This window comes from Cryptosporangium minutisporangium, assembly GCF_039536245.1.
Taxonomy (GTDB): domain Bacteria; phylum Actinomycetota; class Actinomycetes; order Mycobacteriales; family Cryptosporangiaceae; genus Cryptosporangium; species Cryptosporangium minutisporangium.
The window spans coordinates 603,181-618,408 of sequence record NZ_BAAAYN010000017.1; the positions used below are offsets into that span (position 1 = coordinate 603,181).

Annotated in this window: 13 protein-coding genes and 1 tRNA gene; 10 read left to right on the top strand and 4 right to left on the bottom strand. The window is 70.9% G+C overall.

The features are described 5' to 3' along the window. Positions 1-33: 33 nt before the first annotated feature. Positions 34-507, top strand: coding sequence for an RrF2 family transcriptional regulator (locus ABEB28_RS14570; RefSeq protein WP_345728582.1), 474 nt, complete (start codon positions 34-36; stop codon positions 505-507). Positions 508-835: 328 nt separating this feature from the next. On the opposite strand, the gene ABEB28_RS14575 is transcribed toward ABEB28_RS14570, so the two are convergent. Further along, a tRNA-Ser gene (locus ABEB28_RS14575) sits at positions 836-924 on the bottom strand. Between the two features lie 177 nt (positions 925-1,101). Here ABEB28_RS14575 and ABEB28_RS14580 point away from each other — a divergent pair. The 6 genes from ABEB28_RS14580 to ABEB28_RS14605 all read left to right on the top strand — a co-directional run bounded on the left by ABEB28_RS14580 (position 1,102) and on the right by ABEB28_RS14605 (position 6,376). Further along, entirely contained in the window at positions 1,102-2,064 is a 963-nt protein-coding gene (locus ABEB28_RS14580; RefSeq protein ID WP_345728583.1) for an ABC transporter ATP-binding protein, read from the top strand. Between the two features lie 8 nt (positions 2,065-2,072). After that, positions 2,073-2,816, top strand: a complete 744-nt coding sequence (locus tag ABEB28_RS14585) for an ABC transporter permease (RefSeq protein WP_345728584.1) — start codon at positions 2,073-2,075, stop codon at positions 2,814-2,816. A 122-nt stretch (positions 2,817-2,938) separates the two neighbouring features. Then, positions 2,939-4,186: a sensor histidine kinase gene (locus ABEB28_RS14590; protein WP_345728585.1), complete on the top strand. Its 1,248-nt coding sequence runs from the start codon at positions 2,939-2,941 to the stop codon at positions 4,184-4,186. Further along, on the top strand, positions 4,183-4,791 hold the full coding sequence (locus ABEB28_RS14595; protein WP_345728586.1) for a response regulator: 609 nt from the start codon (positions 4,183-4,185) through the stop codon (positions 4,789-4,791). The genes ABEB28_RS14590 and ABEB28_RS14595 overlap by 4 nt, the downstream gene beginning before the upstream one ends. Positions 4,792-4,976: 185 nt before the next feature. After that, positions 4,977-5,171 (top strand): hypothetical protein, encoded by a 195-nt coding sequence (locus tag ABEB28_RS14600; RefSeq protein WP_345728587.1) that lies wholly within the window; start codon positions 4,977-4,979, stop codon positions 5,169-5,171. Positions 5,172-5,512: 341 nt separating this feature from the next. Beyond that, a complete protein-coding gene (locus tag ABEB28_RS14605) occupies positions 5,513-6,376 on the top strand; it encodes an alpha/beta fold hydrolase (RefSeq protein ID WP_345728588.1) in 864 nt (287 codons plus the stop codon). A gap of 46 nt (positions 6,377-6,422) precedes the next feature. Here the strand turns inward: ABEB28_RS14605 and ABEB28_RS14610 are convergent, their stop codons facing one another. Then, positions 6,423-8,471 carry a protein kinase domain-containing protein gene (locus ABEB28_RS14610; RefSeq protein ID WP_345728589.1) on the bottom strand — a complete coding sequence of 683 codons (2,049 nt, stop codon included), beginning with the start codon at positions 8,469-8,471 and terminating at the stop codon, positions 6,423-6,425. Positions 8,472-8,627: 156 nt separating this feature from the next. Then, on the bottom strand, positions 8,628-10,295 hold the full coding sequence (locus ABEB28_RS14615) for a serine/threonine-protein kinase (RefSeq protein ID WP_345728590.1): 1,668 nt from the start codon (positions 10,293-10,295) through the stop codon (positions 8,628-8,630). 97 nt (positions 10,296-10,392) lie between these two features. Between ABEB28_RS14615 and ABEB28_RS14620 the strand changes: the two genes are divergently transcribed. The 3 genes from ABEB28_RS14620 (at position 10,393) to ABEB28_RS14630 (ending at position 14,489) form a co-directional block, all read left to right on the top strand. Next, positions 10,393-13,350 carry an FAD-binding and (Fe-S)-binding domain-containing protein gene (locus ABEB28_RS14620; RefSeq protein ID WP_345728591.1) on the top strand — a complete coding sequence of 986 codons (2,958 nt, stop codon included), beginning with the start codon at positions 10,393-10,395 and terminating at the stop codon, positions 13,348-13,350. A 48-nt stretch (positions 13,351-13,398) separates the two neighbouring features. Continuing rightward, positions 13,399-13,578, top strand: coding sequence for a hypothetical protein (locus ABEB28_RS14625; RefSeq protein ID WP_345728592.1), 180 nt, complete (start codon positions 13,399-13,401; stop codon positions 13,576-13,578). 119 nt (positions 13,579-13,697) lie between these two features. Next, the gene (locus ABEB28_RS14630; protein WP_345728593.1) at positions 13,698-14,489 is read left to right on the top strand and encodes an SGNH/GDSL hydrolase family protein; all 792 of its coding nucleotides are present in this window, start codon (positions 13,698-13,700) and stop codon (positions 14,487-14,489) included. Here the strand turns inward: ABEB28_RS14630 and ABEB28_RS14635 are convergent. Next, positions 14,486-15,103: a hypothetical protein gene (locus ABEB28_RS14635; protein ID WP_345728594.1), complete on the bottom strand. Its 618-nt coding sequence runs from the start codon at positions 15,101-15,103 to the stop codon at positions 14,486-14,488. The genes ABEB28_RS14630 and ABEB28_RS14635 overlap by 4 nt on opposite strands. Positions 15,104-15,228: the final 125 nt, after the last annotated feature.

A 15,228-nucleotide genomic window follows, 5' to 3' on the forward strand; every position in this document is an offset into this window, starting at 1 on the left:
CAGGTCCGCAATATCCGCGATACACTGACACCCGTGAAGCTTCCGGTGAGCACCGAGTGGGTCCTGCACTGCGCGACGACGTTGGCGCAGCTCGAGCCCGGAGCGACCGCCTCCGCAGCGCAGCTCGTCGCGTACTACGACCTCCCGGCAGCCTCACTCGCAAAGCACCTGCAGGCGCTCGTCCGGGCCGGCATCCTCTCCGCGACCCCCGGGCCGCGTGGTGGCTTCCGGCTGGCCCGTCCGGCCGCCGACATCACGCTGCTCGACATCGTGGAAGCGGTGGACGGCCCGTCGGAGCCCTACGTGTGCCGCGAGATCCGTCAGCAGGGCCGGGGCGCGCTGCCTCCCGAAGACTGCCGGAACACCTGCATCCTCGCCGCGAAGATGGCCGACGCACATCAGGCCTGGCGGCACAGCCTCGGCGGCGTCAGCCTCGCCGACGTCGTCGCCTCACTGCCCGCCACCGCACCGGCCCGTACCCGGGCGCTGCTCACGTCCGACCAGTGATCCGCAGGCGGCGGCCTATCGAGTGCATGTGCTGCACATGCCAGAGCCTCCTCATGCGCTCGGCCAGCGCAAGTGCACGTCCGCGCTGCACCTGGTGACGCCGCCGGCGTGGCCGTGCGAGCACGCGGCGCCCGACGGCTGCGCAGCGCCGGACGTATCGCCGTCGTCCTGGGAGCTGCTGCTCGGAGCCGGGCGGCTGCAATGGTCCGGAGACCACGGGAAAACCGCCCGGCTCGGCCAGAGCGTATTCGTTGCCGTCAGCGTTGCCGTCAACCTCAGGTTGGACGCGGCGGGGGTGGCGCCGGAACCAGCGTCTTCCCAGCTAGCGCGGAGGGCGTGGGATTCGAACCCACGATGAGGCTTCCGCCCCATAGCAGTTTTCAAGACTGCCGCCATCGGCCACTAGGCGAGCCCTCCTCGGCCGCGCGCAGCGACCAGGCGCAAGTCTGTCATGCGCCGACGCCGAACCGGCGGCACCTCCGCCAACTCTCCCCGCACCCCATGACACATGTCATCGCCGACCCGTGTGAGCGCCCCCGCGAGTGCTGACATCGCGCACTGCAAACCCGAGAGCACCGGCCCGAGGCTGGAGCCATGACGACATCACCCGAAAGCGCAGCTGTCGAGGTCTCGGACCTGCGCCGCCGCTACCGCGGCGGGTTCGAGGCGGTCCGCGGCGTCTCGTTCACCGTTCGACCCGGTGAACTGGTCGCACTCCTGGGGACGAACGGCGCAGGCAAGACGTCGACGATGGAGGTGATCGAAGGACTCGCGGAGCCGAGCGGTGGCAGCGTCCGGGTACTGGGCAAGGACCCGATCCGGGACCGCACGACCGTCCGCCCGCACGTCGGGATCATGTTGCAGTCCAGCGGCATGCCCGGAGACCTCACCGTGGTCGAGTCGCTCCGGCTCTGGGCCGGTACCTGCGCCACGCCCCGGCCAGTGGACGAGGCGCTCGAGATGGTCAAGCTGGCCGACCGTGCGGCGACGCCGGTCAAGCAGCTCTCCGGCGGCGAACAGCGACGGCTCGACCTCGCGCTGGCGATCCTCGGGCGCCCCCGGGTGCTGTTCCTCGACGAGCCGACCACCGGGCTGGACCCGGAGAGCCGACGCGCCACCTGGGCGCTGCTCTCGACGCTGCTCGCCGAAGGCGTGTCGATGCTGCTCACGACCCACTACCTGGAGGAGGCCGAGCGTCTCGCCGACCGCCTGGTGATCCTCCATCAAGGCTCGGTGGTCGCGGCCGGCACCCTCGCTGACGTGGTGGCTGCCCACCCGGCGGAGATCCGGTACCGCGGCCTACGACCGCCCGCATTGGTGGGCAACGAGACCGTTCGGGTGGAGGGCGACCGCGTCACGATCCGGACCCGCTCGTTGCAGGGCAGCCTCACCGCACTACTGGCCTGGGCCAGCGCGTCGCAGGTGGAGCTGGCCGAACTGGCGGCGACGCCGGCCACGTTGGAGACGGCCTTCCTGGCGCTGAGCGCCGAACGGGCGGCGGACGCCCAGCGGGACAACGAGCAGGACCAGCTTCGGGACGAGGTGACGGTGCGATGATCCGGCGGATGAGGGCGCTCGCGCGGGCAGAGATGATCCTGCTGCGGCGCAACAAGGTGATGCTGTTCAACGCAGTGCTGTTCCCGGCGGGCTTGATCGCGATGCTCGCGGCGGGACAGGACGGCTCGACGGACCGAGACGGGCAAGCGATGTTGGTCGGCTCGTTCGTGGCGACCACGCTGCTGCTCGTCGTCTACTTCAACCTGCTCTGCGCCTACGTCGCCCGTCGCGAGGAGAGGGTGCTGGTGCGGCTCCGGGCGGGCGAATGTCGGGATGGGGAGATCCTCACCGGCACCGCGATCCCGGCGGTCGTGATCGCGCTCGGACAGGTGGCGATCCTGGTTCTGGCCGGCCTCGCGGTGCTCGACCTGCCGCTACCGAAGCAGCCCCTGGTCCTGCTCACCGCGGTGGGGCTCGGCTGCCTGACGTTCGTCGGGCTGGCGCTGCTGACGACGCTGATCACCCGCAACGTGGAGGCCGCCCAGGTGACGTCCCTGCCGCTGATCGCGGTGTGCTTCATCGCGTCGGGCGTCGCCGGACAGCCGGACTTCGTCCCCGAGATGCTGCTGCGAGTGATGCCGATGACGCCGGTGGTCGAGTTGACCCAGGTCGGCTGGATGGGCTCGCTCCCGGACGAGGCCGACACCGGGGTCCTGCAGGCGATGGCGCTGCCGCTGGCGGTCGGACTCGCGTGGGCGGCAGTCGGCATCCTCGCGGCCCGGCGCTGGTTCCGTTGGCAGGCCAGGGCATGAGCGACCCGATCCCGACGCGCCCGGCCGACCTCGGTCGGGCGCGTCCCGGACCGGGTCATCGGACGCATCCCGTGCGCCTCGGGACGGCGGATGCCGGATGGGAGACTTCCACCGTGTGGACGATGCCCAAGCACTGGTGGCACCTCGCATGGGCAGGCCGCGACAACGTCGCCCGCGTGGACTACTACACCCGGGGGACGCTCTACTTCTTACAGGCGAGCGAGCTGTTCGGCGTGCTGCTCTACCTGGAAACCACCCCCGGCTCGGGAAGCGGTTGGGCGGTCGGCGTCGGGATCACCCTGGTGCTGCTCCACACAGCGCTGTGTCTGTTCACGCTGCACACCACGATCACCGCGTCGCTCCGGGATTCGGGTCCGCCGCGGCGGCTCCTCGGGGCGCTCACCGCACTCACCGTCGCGCTCGGCTTGCTCGCGCTGTTCGTCCCCAGCCTGCTGCCGCACGCCGAACCGGGACCGACCGGCCGACCGGACGTCGATCCGGCGGTGCCCACCGTCGCTGCGCTGGTCGTGTACCTGATCGCCGCGGCCAGCCCGGTGCTCCGCAGCGTCACGCTGGGCCTGCTCGCCCTCCTCACGGGCGGGTTGATCGGCCTGCTGGCCATCGGACGGGGCGTGCCGAGCGAGGAGATCGGGAAGGTCGCCACGATGACCGCGGTCGTCACGGTGTCCGCCGGCGTCACGTACAAGCTCTCGGTCTGGATCCTCCGGGTGATCGGAGATCTCGCCGAGGCGCGGCAGACCCGAGCGGCGCTGGCGGTGGCCGAGGAGCGGCTGCGGTTCTCCCGCGACCTGCACGACGTCCTGGGTAGCCAGCTCTCGGCTATCGCGGTGAAGAGCGAACTGGTGGCCGAGCTGGCTCGCCGGGGACTGCCCAGCGCGGTCGACCAAGCCGGTGAGGTACGGCAGCTCGCGCACGACGCCTTGCGCGAGGTTCGCGACGTGGTGTCCGGCTATCGCCGCGCAGATCTCGCGACCGAGCTGGAGGGTTCGGCGTCGCTACTGCGGGCAGCCGGGGTCGACTGCCGACCGACCACCGAAGGGGTCCCACTGGACCGCGCGGCCCAGGAGGCGCTGGCCTGGGTGGTGCGCGAAGCCGCGACGAACGTGCTGCGGCACAGCGAGGCGACCCGGTGCGACATCGTGCTGCGGGCGGACGCCCGGCGGGCGGTGCTCACCGTCACGAACGACGGAGTGCGGGAAGCGTCCGAGGACACCGACGACCACGGCGGCAACGGGTTGGCGGGACTGCGTGAACGGCTCGCCGCCCGGGGTGGATCGCTCCGCGTCCGCAGCCTGCCGCCGGAGAGTTTCAGTCTGGTCGCCGAGGTTCCGCTGGGAGGCGCACGATGACGATTCAGGTACTGCTCGCCGACGACGAGCACCTCGTGCGCACGGCGCTGGCCACGTTGCTCGACTTGGACGAGGATCTCGCGGTGGTGGCACAGGCGGCGACCGGGCCCGAGGCGGTTGCGATGGCGATGCTGCACGAGCCGGACGTGGCCGTGCTCGATCTGCAGATGCCGGTCCTGGACGGGATCGCCGTGGCCACCGCGCTCCACCGTGACCTCCCGAAGTGCCGGACGATCATCCTCACCAGCCACGGCCGCCCGGGCTACCTGAAGCGCGCGCTGGAGGTCGGCGTCCGCGGCTTCCTGCCGAAGACGACCTCCGGCACGGTGCTGGCGACCGTGATCCGCTCCGTCCACACTGGCGGACGCTACGTCGACCCAGAGCTCGCCGCCGACGCGATCGCCACCGGCGACAGCCCGCTCACCCCTCGGGAGGCCGACGTCCTGGAGCTGGCCGCCGGCGGCGCACCAGTCGAGGAGATCGCCCAGCGCGCATCCCTCTCCCCCGGAACCGTCCGCAACTACCTCTCGTCCGCAGCCGGAAAACTCGGTGCTGCGAATCGACATGAAGCGGTCGCCACGGCACGCCGCCTTGGCTGGATCTGATTCAGCGCATCCTGAGTGGACGGACTGAACCGATACCGTCGTCGAACCGTGTGAAGTGACGAGGGATTCGTGTTTGAAGTTCGTCCGTAAACGGCATTGATACTTCACCGGCCGCAGCCACCCCCAGCTGCCCGGCAGTGTTACCGCCCGAGATCATCGCCGTACTGGGAGCGAGGTGTTCGACGATGTCCCCTTCACATCTCACCGTTTACTACTCCGACGGGTCGGATGCTTCCTTCGATGACGTGACCTACCGCGTCTCCGACGATTACCTCTATGTCGAGCCGTCCAGCGGCGCCGCCCCCACGCCGATCGAGCTGTTCTCGGTATACAGCTGGGTAGCGCGCACCTCGCCGAAACTCACGGCGAAAGCGGCCTGAGAGCCGCTGAACCCTCTCGACCGCCGGCCGACCGAGATCGAGCGACCTCGGCAGTCGCCGGTCGAGCAAAGTTCACTCCCTGGATACGGGCCCCACCGGCGTTGCCGGTGGGGCCCGTTACTGTTTCCCGGCGCCGGTACCCTACTGGCGAGTAAACTCCGCCGCGTCGGCGACCGAGGGAGTGGGACGTGGCAGCAAAGCGGAGAGCGGTTGTGGTGGGTGCGGCGGCGACGGCCGGGGCGGTGTACCTCCTCCGTCGTCAGGCACGGAGGGACGTCAGCGCGCTCGTTGATCCGCGGCTGGACGCCATGGCGCCGGTGCCACCGCGCACGGAGCAAACCGTGCGCTCCGCGGACGGCACCGCGATCCACGTCGCCGAGTACGGGCCGGCGGACGCGCCCACCGTGGTGCTCGCCCACGGCTGGACGTGCGCGATCGACTTCTACACCAACCAGATCCGCGCGCTCTCCCGCGACCTGCACGTCGTCGCGTACGACCTACGCGGCCACGGCGCCAGCGCGGTGCCGGGCAAGGGACAGTTCACCACCGACGCGCTCGCCGACGACCTCGCCGCGGTCCTCCGCGCCACCGTGCCGAACGGCCGGAAGGCAGTCCTCGTCGGACACAGCATGGGCGCGATGAGCATCGTGGCGCTGGCCGCCAAGCATCGGGCGCTGCTGCACGAGAAGGCCGCCGCCGCGCTGCTGGCGAACACCGGCGTCACCGACCTGGTCACCGGGTCGTTGCTGCAGCCCGGTCCGGAGGGCTTACGTCGGCTCACCGCCCCGGTCGGGCGCAAGTTGCTCGCCTCGACGCTGCCACTGGGACGTCGTCCCACGGCCGCTTCGATGGTTTTGATGCGGTACATCGGTCTGGCTCCGACCGCGACGCCGGAGCAGGTCGCGTTCTGTGCCCACGTGGTCATGGAGACGCCGCGCCAGGTCCGGGGAGGTTTCGGAGCCACGCTCGGCTCGCTCGACCTGCGGACCGCGGTACCGCACCTCGATCTCCCGGCCACCGTCGTCACCGGCACGCTCGACCGGCTCACTCCGGCTCGACACGGACAGCGCCTCGCCGAGGACCTGCCGCTGGCACGGTTGGTGGAGATCGAGGGCGTCGGTCACATGACGCCGGTCGAGGCGCCGGACGTCTTGGAGCGGGAGATCAGGGCCCTCGTCGACGCCCACCTCACCGCCGCAGCCTGAGGCTCGGGCGCGCCTCCGGCCGACCGGAGGCGCGCCGGAGGTCCGGTCAGGGCTTCGGCGTGCTCACCGGCGGGGTCGTCTCCACCGGCGGGCAGGTCACCTGGACGCTGACCGGCTCGCCTTTGAATGCCTGAGGGCTGCTGACCGAGAGGCTGAACGTCAACGTGCTGGTCTCCGGCTTGGCCAGGGTGAAGCTCATCCTGCCGCTGGCGGTGCCCGGCGCCGTCGAGGTAGCGGCTGAGCCGCTCTCCGCTGGCCCGCCCGTCTGAGTGACCGTCCACGCGACCCGAGTGGGAAGCGACACCACGATCGTCACGTCGACGACTACGTCCAGTGGCGTCGAGCAGTCCTTAGGGTTCAGTGGCGACGCCGAGAGCTCGGCCGACAGGACCTTCGGAACGGGCACCACGGTGGTCTCGCCAGGGCCCGGCGTGGTTTTACCAGGGCCCGGCGTGGTCTTGTCCGGCACCGGCTTCGCGCCGGTGGTGGTCGCGGACGGTGGGCCCGGCGTCGGCTCCATGGTGGGGGCGTCGTCGAGCGTCGTATCTTGCACGGTGCCGGTGCGGGTCGCCTTCTCGGTGCGGTCTTCGCTGACGACGAGGTTAGCGATAACACCGGCACCGAGCGCCAACACGATGATCGTCAACACGCCGAGCGCGCGTTTCCACCGTTGCCCGGCCGGCGGCGACGAGGCCGGAGCCGGCGGACGGAACGTGGGCGGCTGACCGCCCGACGAACCACTCGCACCCGCGCCCGGTGCCCACGCCATCTCCCGCACCCCGGTGACCGGGATCCCCGTATGCGGTCCGGCGGCCAAAGCCTGCGCTCCCGCGTCACCGGAGAGCGGCCGCCCATACAGGGAGCCACCTGAGATCGGCGCGCCGGAAACAGGGCTCCCCGAGATCGGGCTGCCGGACACCGGGGCCCCGGAGATCGGACGACCGTAGACGGTGCCACCCGAGATCGGCGACCCACCCGACACCGGCCGAGCGGCGCCCGCGCCGGACACCGGGGCTGCGCCGGAGACCGGCCGCGGAATGTCGCCCGAGTCGCGCCGATTCTCCTCGCCCGACTGCCAGGCCAGCGGACGTAACTGCTGCGGCGCCTGGCCGGCGAACACCGCCGTGCTGTTCTCGGACGGCGGATCGCCCTGTGGCGCACCGGGGATCGGAGCGGCACCGCGGCTCAGCCGGGTAGGTACCTCGTTGTCATCGGTGTCGACCCGGCCCGGCGGCGGCGGCACGAACTCGCCCGCCTGGGTCGAGGAGTCGTCCTCCTCGTTGTCCACGATGGCCTTCAGCAGCGCACGGGCCTCCGCCCGCTCGAGCCGCTCGGCCGGGTTCTTCACCAGCAGCCCGTCGATCACCGCGGTGAGGCGCGGCCCGGCCCGCTTGGGCCGCGGGTGGGGACGGGTCGCGCTGGCGAACAGCCCGACGATCGTCTCCTTGGCGGTGAACGGCCCCACGCCCTCGGCCGCGAAGAACAGCGTCGCCCCGAGTGCGAACAAGTCACCGGCCGGCGTCGTCTCGCCGGTCATCAACCGCTCCGGCGCGATGTACCCGGGCGAGCCCAGCAGCGCGCCGGTCTTGGTGAGCGTCTCGGTGCCGAATACCGACGCGATCGAGAAGTCGGTGAGCTGCGCGACCCCGTCCGGCTGGATCAGGACGTTGTGCGGCTTCACGTCGCGATGGATCACGTCGGCCGCGTGCGCCGCGGCCAGCGCGTCCAGCAGTTGCACGCCGATCAGAGCGACGACCTTGGCCGAGAGCGGCCCGTCACCGGCGACGGCCTGGTCGAGTGACCGGCCCTCGACGAAACGCATGATGATGAACGGCCGCTCGTCGCGAATGATGACGTCGTGCACCGGGACGATGTTCGGGTGGTCGAGTCGTCCGGCACTCTGCGCTTCCAGCAGCGCACGCTTGGTCAGGCTCTCGCGCTCCTCGGCGCTCAACGTGGAGGGGAATCGGACCTCTTTGACCGCGACCGTGCGGCCGAGACGCAGATCGAAGGCGCGCCAGACCACACCCATGCCGCCCGATCCGACTACTTCGTCCAGGCGGTACCGGTCGTCGACTGTCCTCTGCTCCGCCATTCCTCCGCCATCTGTCGCTGCGCACGACGGTAGCGACACCGTGCACACTGCCCCGAGGGGGTAATCGGATACCAGACAGGGCCGCACGAAGACACTAATTCACGGGTCCGACAACGCGCCGAAGATCACCTTCCGGCCAACTCGCGTTCCGAAGAACTAGCCCACGCAAACGACGCGAATCTGGGCGGGAACCGGAGAGTATCGGGTCGGTGATTCCACGACCGCCTGGACCGCATACGTCCCGCTGCCCTGGGTGAAGTCCAGGCCGACCTGGTCGGAGCTGTCGAACGTCTGGTCCTCGTCCGCCGAACCGGCCCCGCCCGCGATCTCGCTGTCGCCGGGAGCCAGCGCGATCGTGTAGCGGACGTCGGTGGGTCCCTCGCTGACCGCCACCGAGATGTCGACCGTGAACTGCACCGGCTCGATACAGGAGCCGAGGTAGCTCGCCGGCGAAACCGAGAGTTCGGCGGCGGTCACCTGACCGATCGGCTTCGGCGACTTGCTCGGCTTGGGCTTCGCCGGCTTCGAGGCGGACGCCGACGCGGTGGGCGTCGGCGTCGGGCTGACGGTGGCCGAGGGGGACGGCGATCCGGCCGCCGGCGAGATCGGTGTGGCCCGATCGGTCACGGCCGGCGCGGCCAGCGATGCGGTCGTCGCACCGGGCCCGTCGTCGGTGCCGGCGTCCCGCTGCAGCACTGCCGCCGCGAGCAGGACGGCCGCGCAGACGGCTACGGCCAGGCCGCCGACGAGCGCCCGGAGGCGTCGGCCGCTCCGGGGGGCAACGTGCGTGGGCACCTCGCTGCGCAGCGGCGTGCTCGGCGTCGCGTCCGCCTCGGTGGTGTGCAGTTCCTCGGTCGGAGCGTCGTCCCTGGGAGCATCGGCCACGACTGAACTCTTTTCCACCTCCGGCCTTCTCCGAGGTCGAGCGTCCTCAGCAGTCGCCGGTCGAAAAGAATTCACTGACTCCGGGGCGCGGGCGACCGCGGCCAACTCGGCGCGCGTCCGGGTCAGATCCGGACGCGCGGCCGGATCCTTGTCCAGCAGTGCGTCCAGCAGCGGAGCCAGGGGCCCTGCCCGGCGCGGGGTGGGGTGCGGCGCGGTCGCGGTGGCGAGCAGCGCGGCCAGTGGGTCGGCGCGGTCGAACGGGCCGGAACCCTCCACCGCGCAGAACAGCGTCGCACCGAGGCCGAACAGGTCCGCCTCGGGGCCGGTGGAGTGACCGTTGAGCCGCTCCGGGGCGATGTAACCGGGCGATCCGAGGGCGCCACTTCCCGCGGACATCGTGCCGCGGAACGAGTCGGTGGCGATCGAGAAGTCGGTGAGGAGGACTTCACCGTCGTCGGTCAGCAGGACGTTCGACGGCTTGACGTCACGGTGGACCACACCGCCGCGATGGGCTGCGGCGAGCGCGTCCACCAGCGCGACACCGATCTCGGCCGTTCGGGCCGGGCTCAGCGGCCCGTGCATCCGCACGGTCTCCCCCAGCGACGATCCCTCGACCAATCGCATCACCAAACAGGGGAGCCCTCGGTCGGCGACGACGTCGTGCACGGCGACGATGTTCGGGTGCGAGACCCGTGCGGCGTGCCGGGCCTCCGTCATCGCCCGTCGAGTGAGCACCGTCCGCTGGTCGTCGGTGGCGGTCGTCGGGAGGTTGACCTCTTTCACCGCCACCGGACGCCGTAACCGGGTGTCGTAACCACGCCAGACCGTGCCCATCGCGCCGGTGCCGACGACGTCCTCGATCCGGTAACGCCCACCGACGAGCCGCGCCGGGCGGTCACCCGCACTCGGCGCTCGCGTTGGCTCAGTTACCTCACGCACCACTGGTCACCGTAGCCTTAATACCGGACGTAGCCCAACGCAGCGGGTTATCCGGCCCCATTCAGGGCCCTGTCCGGGTGTCCGGCACCATGAACTGGTGACGACGATCTCCGAGGGTGTTGACGCCGGTCGGCTCGAGCGGCGACTGCGGGCAGAAATCGCCGGCGACGTGGCGTTCGACGCGGGAGCACGCGCGCTCTACTCCGCCGACGCGTCCAACCACCGGCGGGTGCCGACCGGCGTCGTACTGCCGCGAAGCGTCGAGGACGTACTGGCCACGCTCGCGCTCTGCCACGAGGACGGCGTCCCGGTCACCATGCGCGGCGGCGGGACGACGATCGCCGGCAACGCAATCGGCCCCGGGGTCGTGCTCGATACGTCGCGCTACCTCAATCGCATCCTCGACGTGGACGTGCAGAACCGCACCGCGGTGGTCGAGCCCGGTTTGGTGCTCGACGTGCTGCGCCGCCGGATCGCACCGGACGGCCTGGACTTCGGCCCGGACCCGTCGACGCACAGCCGCTGCACGATCGGCGGCATGCTGGGCAACGACGCGTGCGGCTCGCACTCGATCGCCTGGGGCACGACGTCGGACAACACCGACGGTCTCGACGTCGTGCTCGCCGACGGGACCCGGTTGGCACTGGGTCCGACGAAAAAAGACGAGTGGCTCCGCAAGGCCGCCGAGCCCACCCGCGAAGGTCGCCTCTACGCCGATCTGCGCAATCTCGTGGACAGCAACCTCGCGCTGATCCGCACCACGTTCGGCCAGTTCAGCCGGCAGATCTCCGGCTACCCGCTGCACCGCCTGCTCCCGGAGCAGCACGGCCAGCTGGCCCGCGCACTGGTCGGCACCGAGGGCACGTGTGCGGTCGTGCTCGGTGCGACGCTGCACCTCAATCGGGCGCCCCGCTCGCGCGCGCTCGTCGTCCTCGGTTACGCGGACGCGATCGCCGCGGCCGCTGCCGCGCCCGCCATCATCCCGTTGAAGCCGCTCACCATCGAGGGCATCGACCAGGCATTGGTCAATGCGCTGCTGACGCGCGGCCGCAAACCCGCACCGCTGCCGACCGGTCACGCCTGGCTGCTGGTCGAGGTCGGTGGCGAGACGCCGGCCGAGGCCGCCGACGCCGCGGCGAAGCTCGCGAAGGCCGTTCCCGGCGTCCCGCGGATCGTCACCGACCCGGCCGAGATGCGCTCGTTCTGGCGCATCCGCGAGGAGGGTGCCGGCCTGGCGACCCGAATGGCCGACGGCTCCGAGGCCTGGCCCGGCTGGGAGGACTCCGCGGTTCCGCCGGAACGGCTCGCCGACTACCTGCGCGAGTTCGCCGACCTCACCGACGAGTTCGGCTACCAGGGCGTCACCTACGGCCACTTCGGCGAGGGCTGCGTCCACGTGCGACTCGACTTCGACCTGGTGTCCATCGTGGGACGCGACCGCTACCAGGCATTCCTGCACCGGGCCGCGCAACTCGTCCTCAAGCACGGCGGGTCGCCGTCCGGCGAGCACGGGGACGGCATCGCCCGCTCGGCGCTGCTGGCCGAGGTCTACAGCCCGGAAGCGGTCGCGGTGATGGGCGCGTTCAAGCGGGCGTTCGATCCCACCGGCGCGCTGAACCCCGGCGTCATCGTCGACCCGCCCGCGGTCAACGAGATGATCCGGATCGCGTACACGCCGAAGCTCCTGCCGGTGAACGGCTTCTCGTACGCCGAGGACGGCGGGGAGTTCGACCGGGCGGTGCGACGCTGCGTCGGCGTCGGCAAGTGCCGCAACGATCACACGCCCGGCGGCGTGATGTGCCCCAGCTACCAGGCGACCGGGGACGAGAAGCACTCCACCCGCGGCCGGTCGCGACTGCTGTTGGAGATGCTGCGCGGTGAGGTGATCACCGACGGGTGGCAGTCCGACGAGGTCGCCGAGGCGCTCGACGGCTGCTTCTCCTGCAAGGGCTGCCTGAGCGACTGCCCGGTCAACGTGGACATGGCCACGTACAAGGCGGAGTTCTTGTACCAGCGGTACAAGGGCAAGCTGCGGCCCGCGGTGCACTACGCGATGGGCTGGCTCCCCGTCGCGCTGCGCGGCGCCGCGCTGGCGCCGCGCGTCGCCAACGCGGTGACCGCGTTCGAACCGGCCGCGGCGTTGATGAAGAAGGTCGCCGGCATCGCCCAGGAGCGGTCGGTCCCCCGGTTCGCCACCGGCGGCACGTTCAAGCAGCGCCTCCGCCGGAGATTCGGCCGCCGCGCCGACCCGGCCGCCGCTCACCGGGCCGAGCACCCCCGCCGCACGACGCGGCGCGGCGACGGGGCGGCGGCGCCCGGCCGCAAGGAAGTGCTGCTCTGGCCGGACACCTTCACCCAGTTCTTCGATCCGCAGATCGGCGAGGCCGCGGTCGAGGTGCTCGCCGCCGCGGGGTTCGTCGTCCGGGTCCCGAAGGGCGAATTGTGCTGCGGCCTGACCTGGATCTCGACCGGTCAGCTCGACGTCGCCCGCGCGGTCGCCAAGCGGACGCTGGACGCGCTCGAACCGCACTTGGACGCTGGCATTCCGATCGTCGGGCTCGAGCCCAGCTGCCTGGCCAACTTCAAGCACGACCTGCCCGCGCTGCTGCCCGACGATCCGCGGGCGAAGAAGCTCGCCGCACTCTCGATCACGCTCGCCGGTCTCCTGGAGCGCGACGCGCCGGACTGGACGCCTCCGCTGACCGAACGCCCGGCCATCACCCAGATCCACTGTCACCAGCACGCGGTGCTCGGGGACAAGCCCGATCGGTCGCTGGCCGCACAGGCCGGCGTGGATCTCACCGTGCTGGACTCCGGATGCTGCGGCGTGGCAGGCAACTTCGGCTTCGAGGCCGGTCACTACGAGATGGCTCAGGCGGCCGGCGAACGGGTCCTGCTGCCTGCGGTGCGGGCGGCGAGTCCGGAGACGATCGTCCTCGCGGACGGATTCAGCTGCCGGACGCAGATCCGGCAGAACACCGACCGCGATGCCCACCACCTCGCCGAGGTTCTCGCCGGACGACTGCGCACGCGTGGATCGACGGCTGACGGGTAGCACCGGTGCGCGCGAGGTTCGCGCCGTACCGAACGAGGAGGGACGTCGATGTCCGGACCCGAGCAGGACACTCCCCACCAGGACCAGTGGGTGCTGCCCGACCCGGAAGGCCTCGCCGGGAGCCAGGACGTGGAAGCCGGCGATTCGGATGACTCGGACGACACCGCGGCCGGGCGCCAGGTCGAGGAGACGGTCGCCGTGCAGGAAAAGGTGGAACCGGCCGATTAGGACTGTGTTCGTCGTCACTTCCCGGTCATAACGCGACCAGCTGACCGATACCCGGCTGACACCTCGTTCCACGCGATGGCATAGTCGAGAGCGATTGCCGGCTATCGCGGAGGTTTCTCGTGCCCGGGCGTTGGGCCAGCTACGTGGCGATCGGTGACAGTTTCACCGAGGGTATGGACGACCCGTACGGAGACGGCACGTTCCGCGGCTGGGCTGACCTGGTCGCGGGATGCCTGGCCAAGGAGACCGACGGATTCCGCTACGCCAATCTGGCGGTACGCGGCCGGCTCCTGCCCGCGGTGGTGGACGCGCAGGTTCCGCTGGCCGCCGCGATGCGGCCCGACCTGGTCACGTTCTCCGCGGGTGGCAACGACGCGCTGCGTCGTCGTTTCGACCCGGTCCGGATGATCGACGCCTTCGAAGGTGCGGTCGACCGTCTGACGTCCAGCGGCGCGACGGTGACGCTGTTCACCCCAGCCGACGTGACGGTCAACTACCCGTCGGCCACCCGGTACCTCGGGCCGCGTATCGAGTTCTTCATCGGCCTCGTCCAGCGCGTGGCCAAGGAGTACGACACCCACCTGGTCGACCTGTGGTCCGACGAGGGCTTCCGCGACCGGCGGCTGTGGAGCATCGATCGGCTGCACCTCAACGCCGCCGGCCACCGACGGGTCGCGCACCACGTCCTGTCGGTGCTGGGTGTCGAGTGCGACCCGGACTGGGTAGCCGCGCTGCCCGCGGCCCGCCCCGACCGGTGGATGGCCGCCCGCCGCGCCGATCTGCAGTGGGCGCGTGTGCACCTGGCGCCCTGGATCGGACGCCGCCTGACCGGTCGGTCGAGCGGCGACACGATCACGGCGAAGCGGCCCGAACTCATCGAACTCGAGCGGCGCCAGCACTCGCCCCGCTAGTCGTCCTCGTCGCCGAGGCCCAGATCGCATTCGCCCGGTTCGTGCTCCGGCCGGGTCGGCGGCTCGAAACCGTAGCGATCGAGCAGGTCGTTGACCCGGTCGATGGCCGCATCCGGATCGGGCAGTTCGAGCAGCAGCGAGGCGAACGGCTCGTGTGAGTCGGCCCGCACCAGGTGCAGCACCAGGTCGGGCTCGATGCCCACGTCCGGGCAGTGCAGCGGCTCGTACCCGACCGCGACCCTGGCGTCCAGATCGACGACCAAGCTGGCCGGCACGTCGGTGCCGTGGATCCGGGAGAGGGCCGACCGCAGGTCGTCCCAGAGCTCCACGGCAGTCGCCCATCGCTCGTCGTCGGAAGGCGCGAACCGGAGCACGCCCGCGTCCGACGCGAACGAGACCGTCACGAGGTCTTCGCGCTCTTCCCAGGCCTCACCGTCGAGCGCCGGGCGCACGGCCGCCTCGAACGAGGCCAGCCGGTCGACGCCGGCCAGCCGCAGTTGGTCGACCAGTTGATCAATGCTCTCGACGACGGCATCCTGCCAGTCCAAGGCAGCTCGCTCGGCCGCCGCCCTGGCAGCCGTACGGCGAGCCCGCGCCTTTTCCAGCACGTCCATCCCCGCCTCCACTGACGTTGAGGTACCAGCCGGTCGGGCGCTCGCCGGGGACGACGACGACCAGCCTTACCTTGATCCTCTCACTTTCCTCCGACCAGTCCCCCCGGCGACATGGCAGACGGGCT

Coding starts and splice junctions, on each gene's coding strand:
- ABEB28_RS14580 (WP_345728583.1), top strand. CDS start 1,102: ATGACGACATCACCCGAAAGCGCAGCTGTCGAGGTCTCGGACCTGCGC.
- ABEB28_RS14585 (WP_345728584.1), top strand. CDS start 2,073: ATGAGGGCGCTCGCGCGGGCAGAGATGATCCTGCTGCGGCGCAACAAG.
- ABEB28_RS14590 (WP_345728585.1), top strand. CDS start 2,939: ATGCCCAAGCACTGGTGGCACCTCGCATGGGCAGGCCGCGACAACGTC.
- ABEB28_RS14595 (WP_345728586.1), top strand. CDS start 4,183: ATGACGATTCAGGTACTGCTCGCCGACGACGAGCACCTCGTGCGCACG.
- ABEB28_RS14600 (WP_345728587.1), top strand. CDS start 4,977: ATGTCCCCTTCACATCTCACCGTTTACTACTCCGACGGGTCGGATGCT.
- ABEB28_RS14610 (WP_345728589.1), bottom strand. CDS start 8,471: ATGGCGGAGCAGAGGACAGTCGACGACCGGTACCGCCTGGACGAAGTA.
- ABEB28_RS14625 (WP_345728592.1), top strand. CDS start 13,399: ATGTCCGGACCCGAGCAGGACACTCCCCACCAGGACCAGTGGGTGCTG.
- ABEB28_RS14635 (WP_345728594.1), bottom strand. CDS start 15,103: ATGGACGTGCTGGAAAAGGCGCGGGCTCGCCGTACGGCTGCCAGGGCG.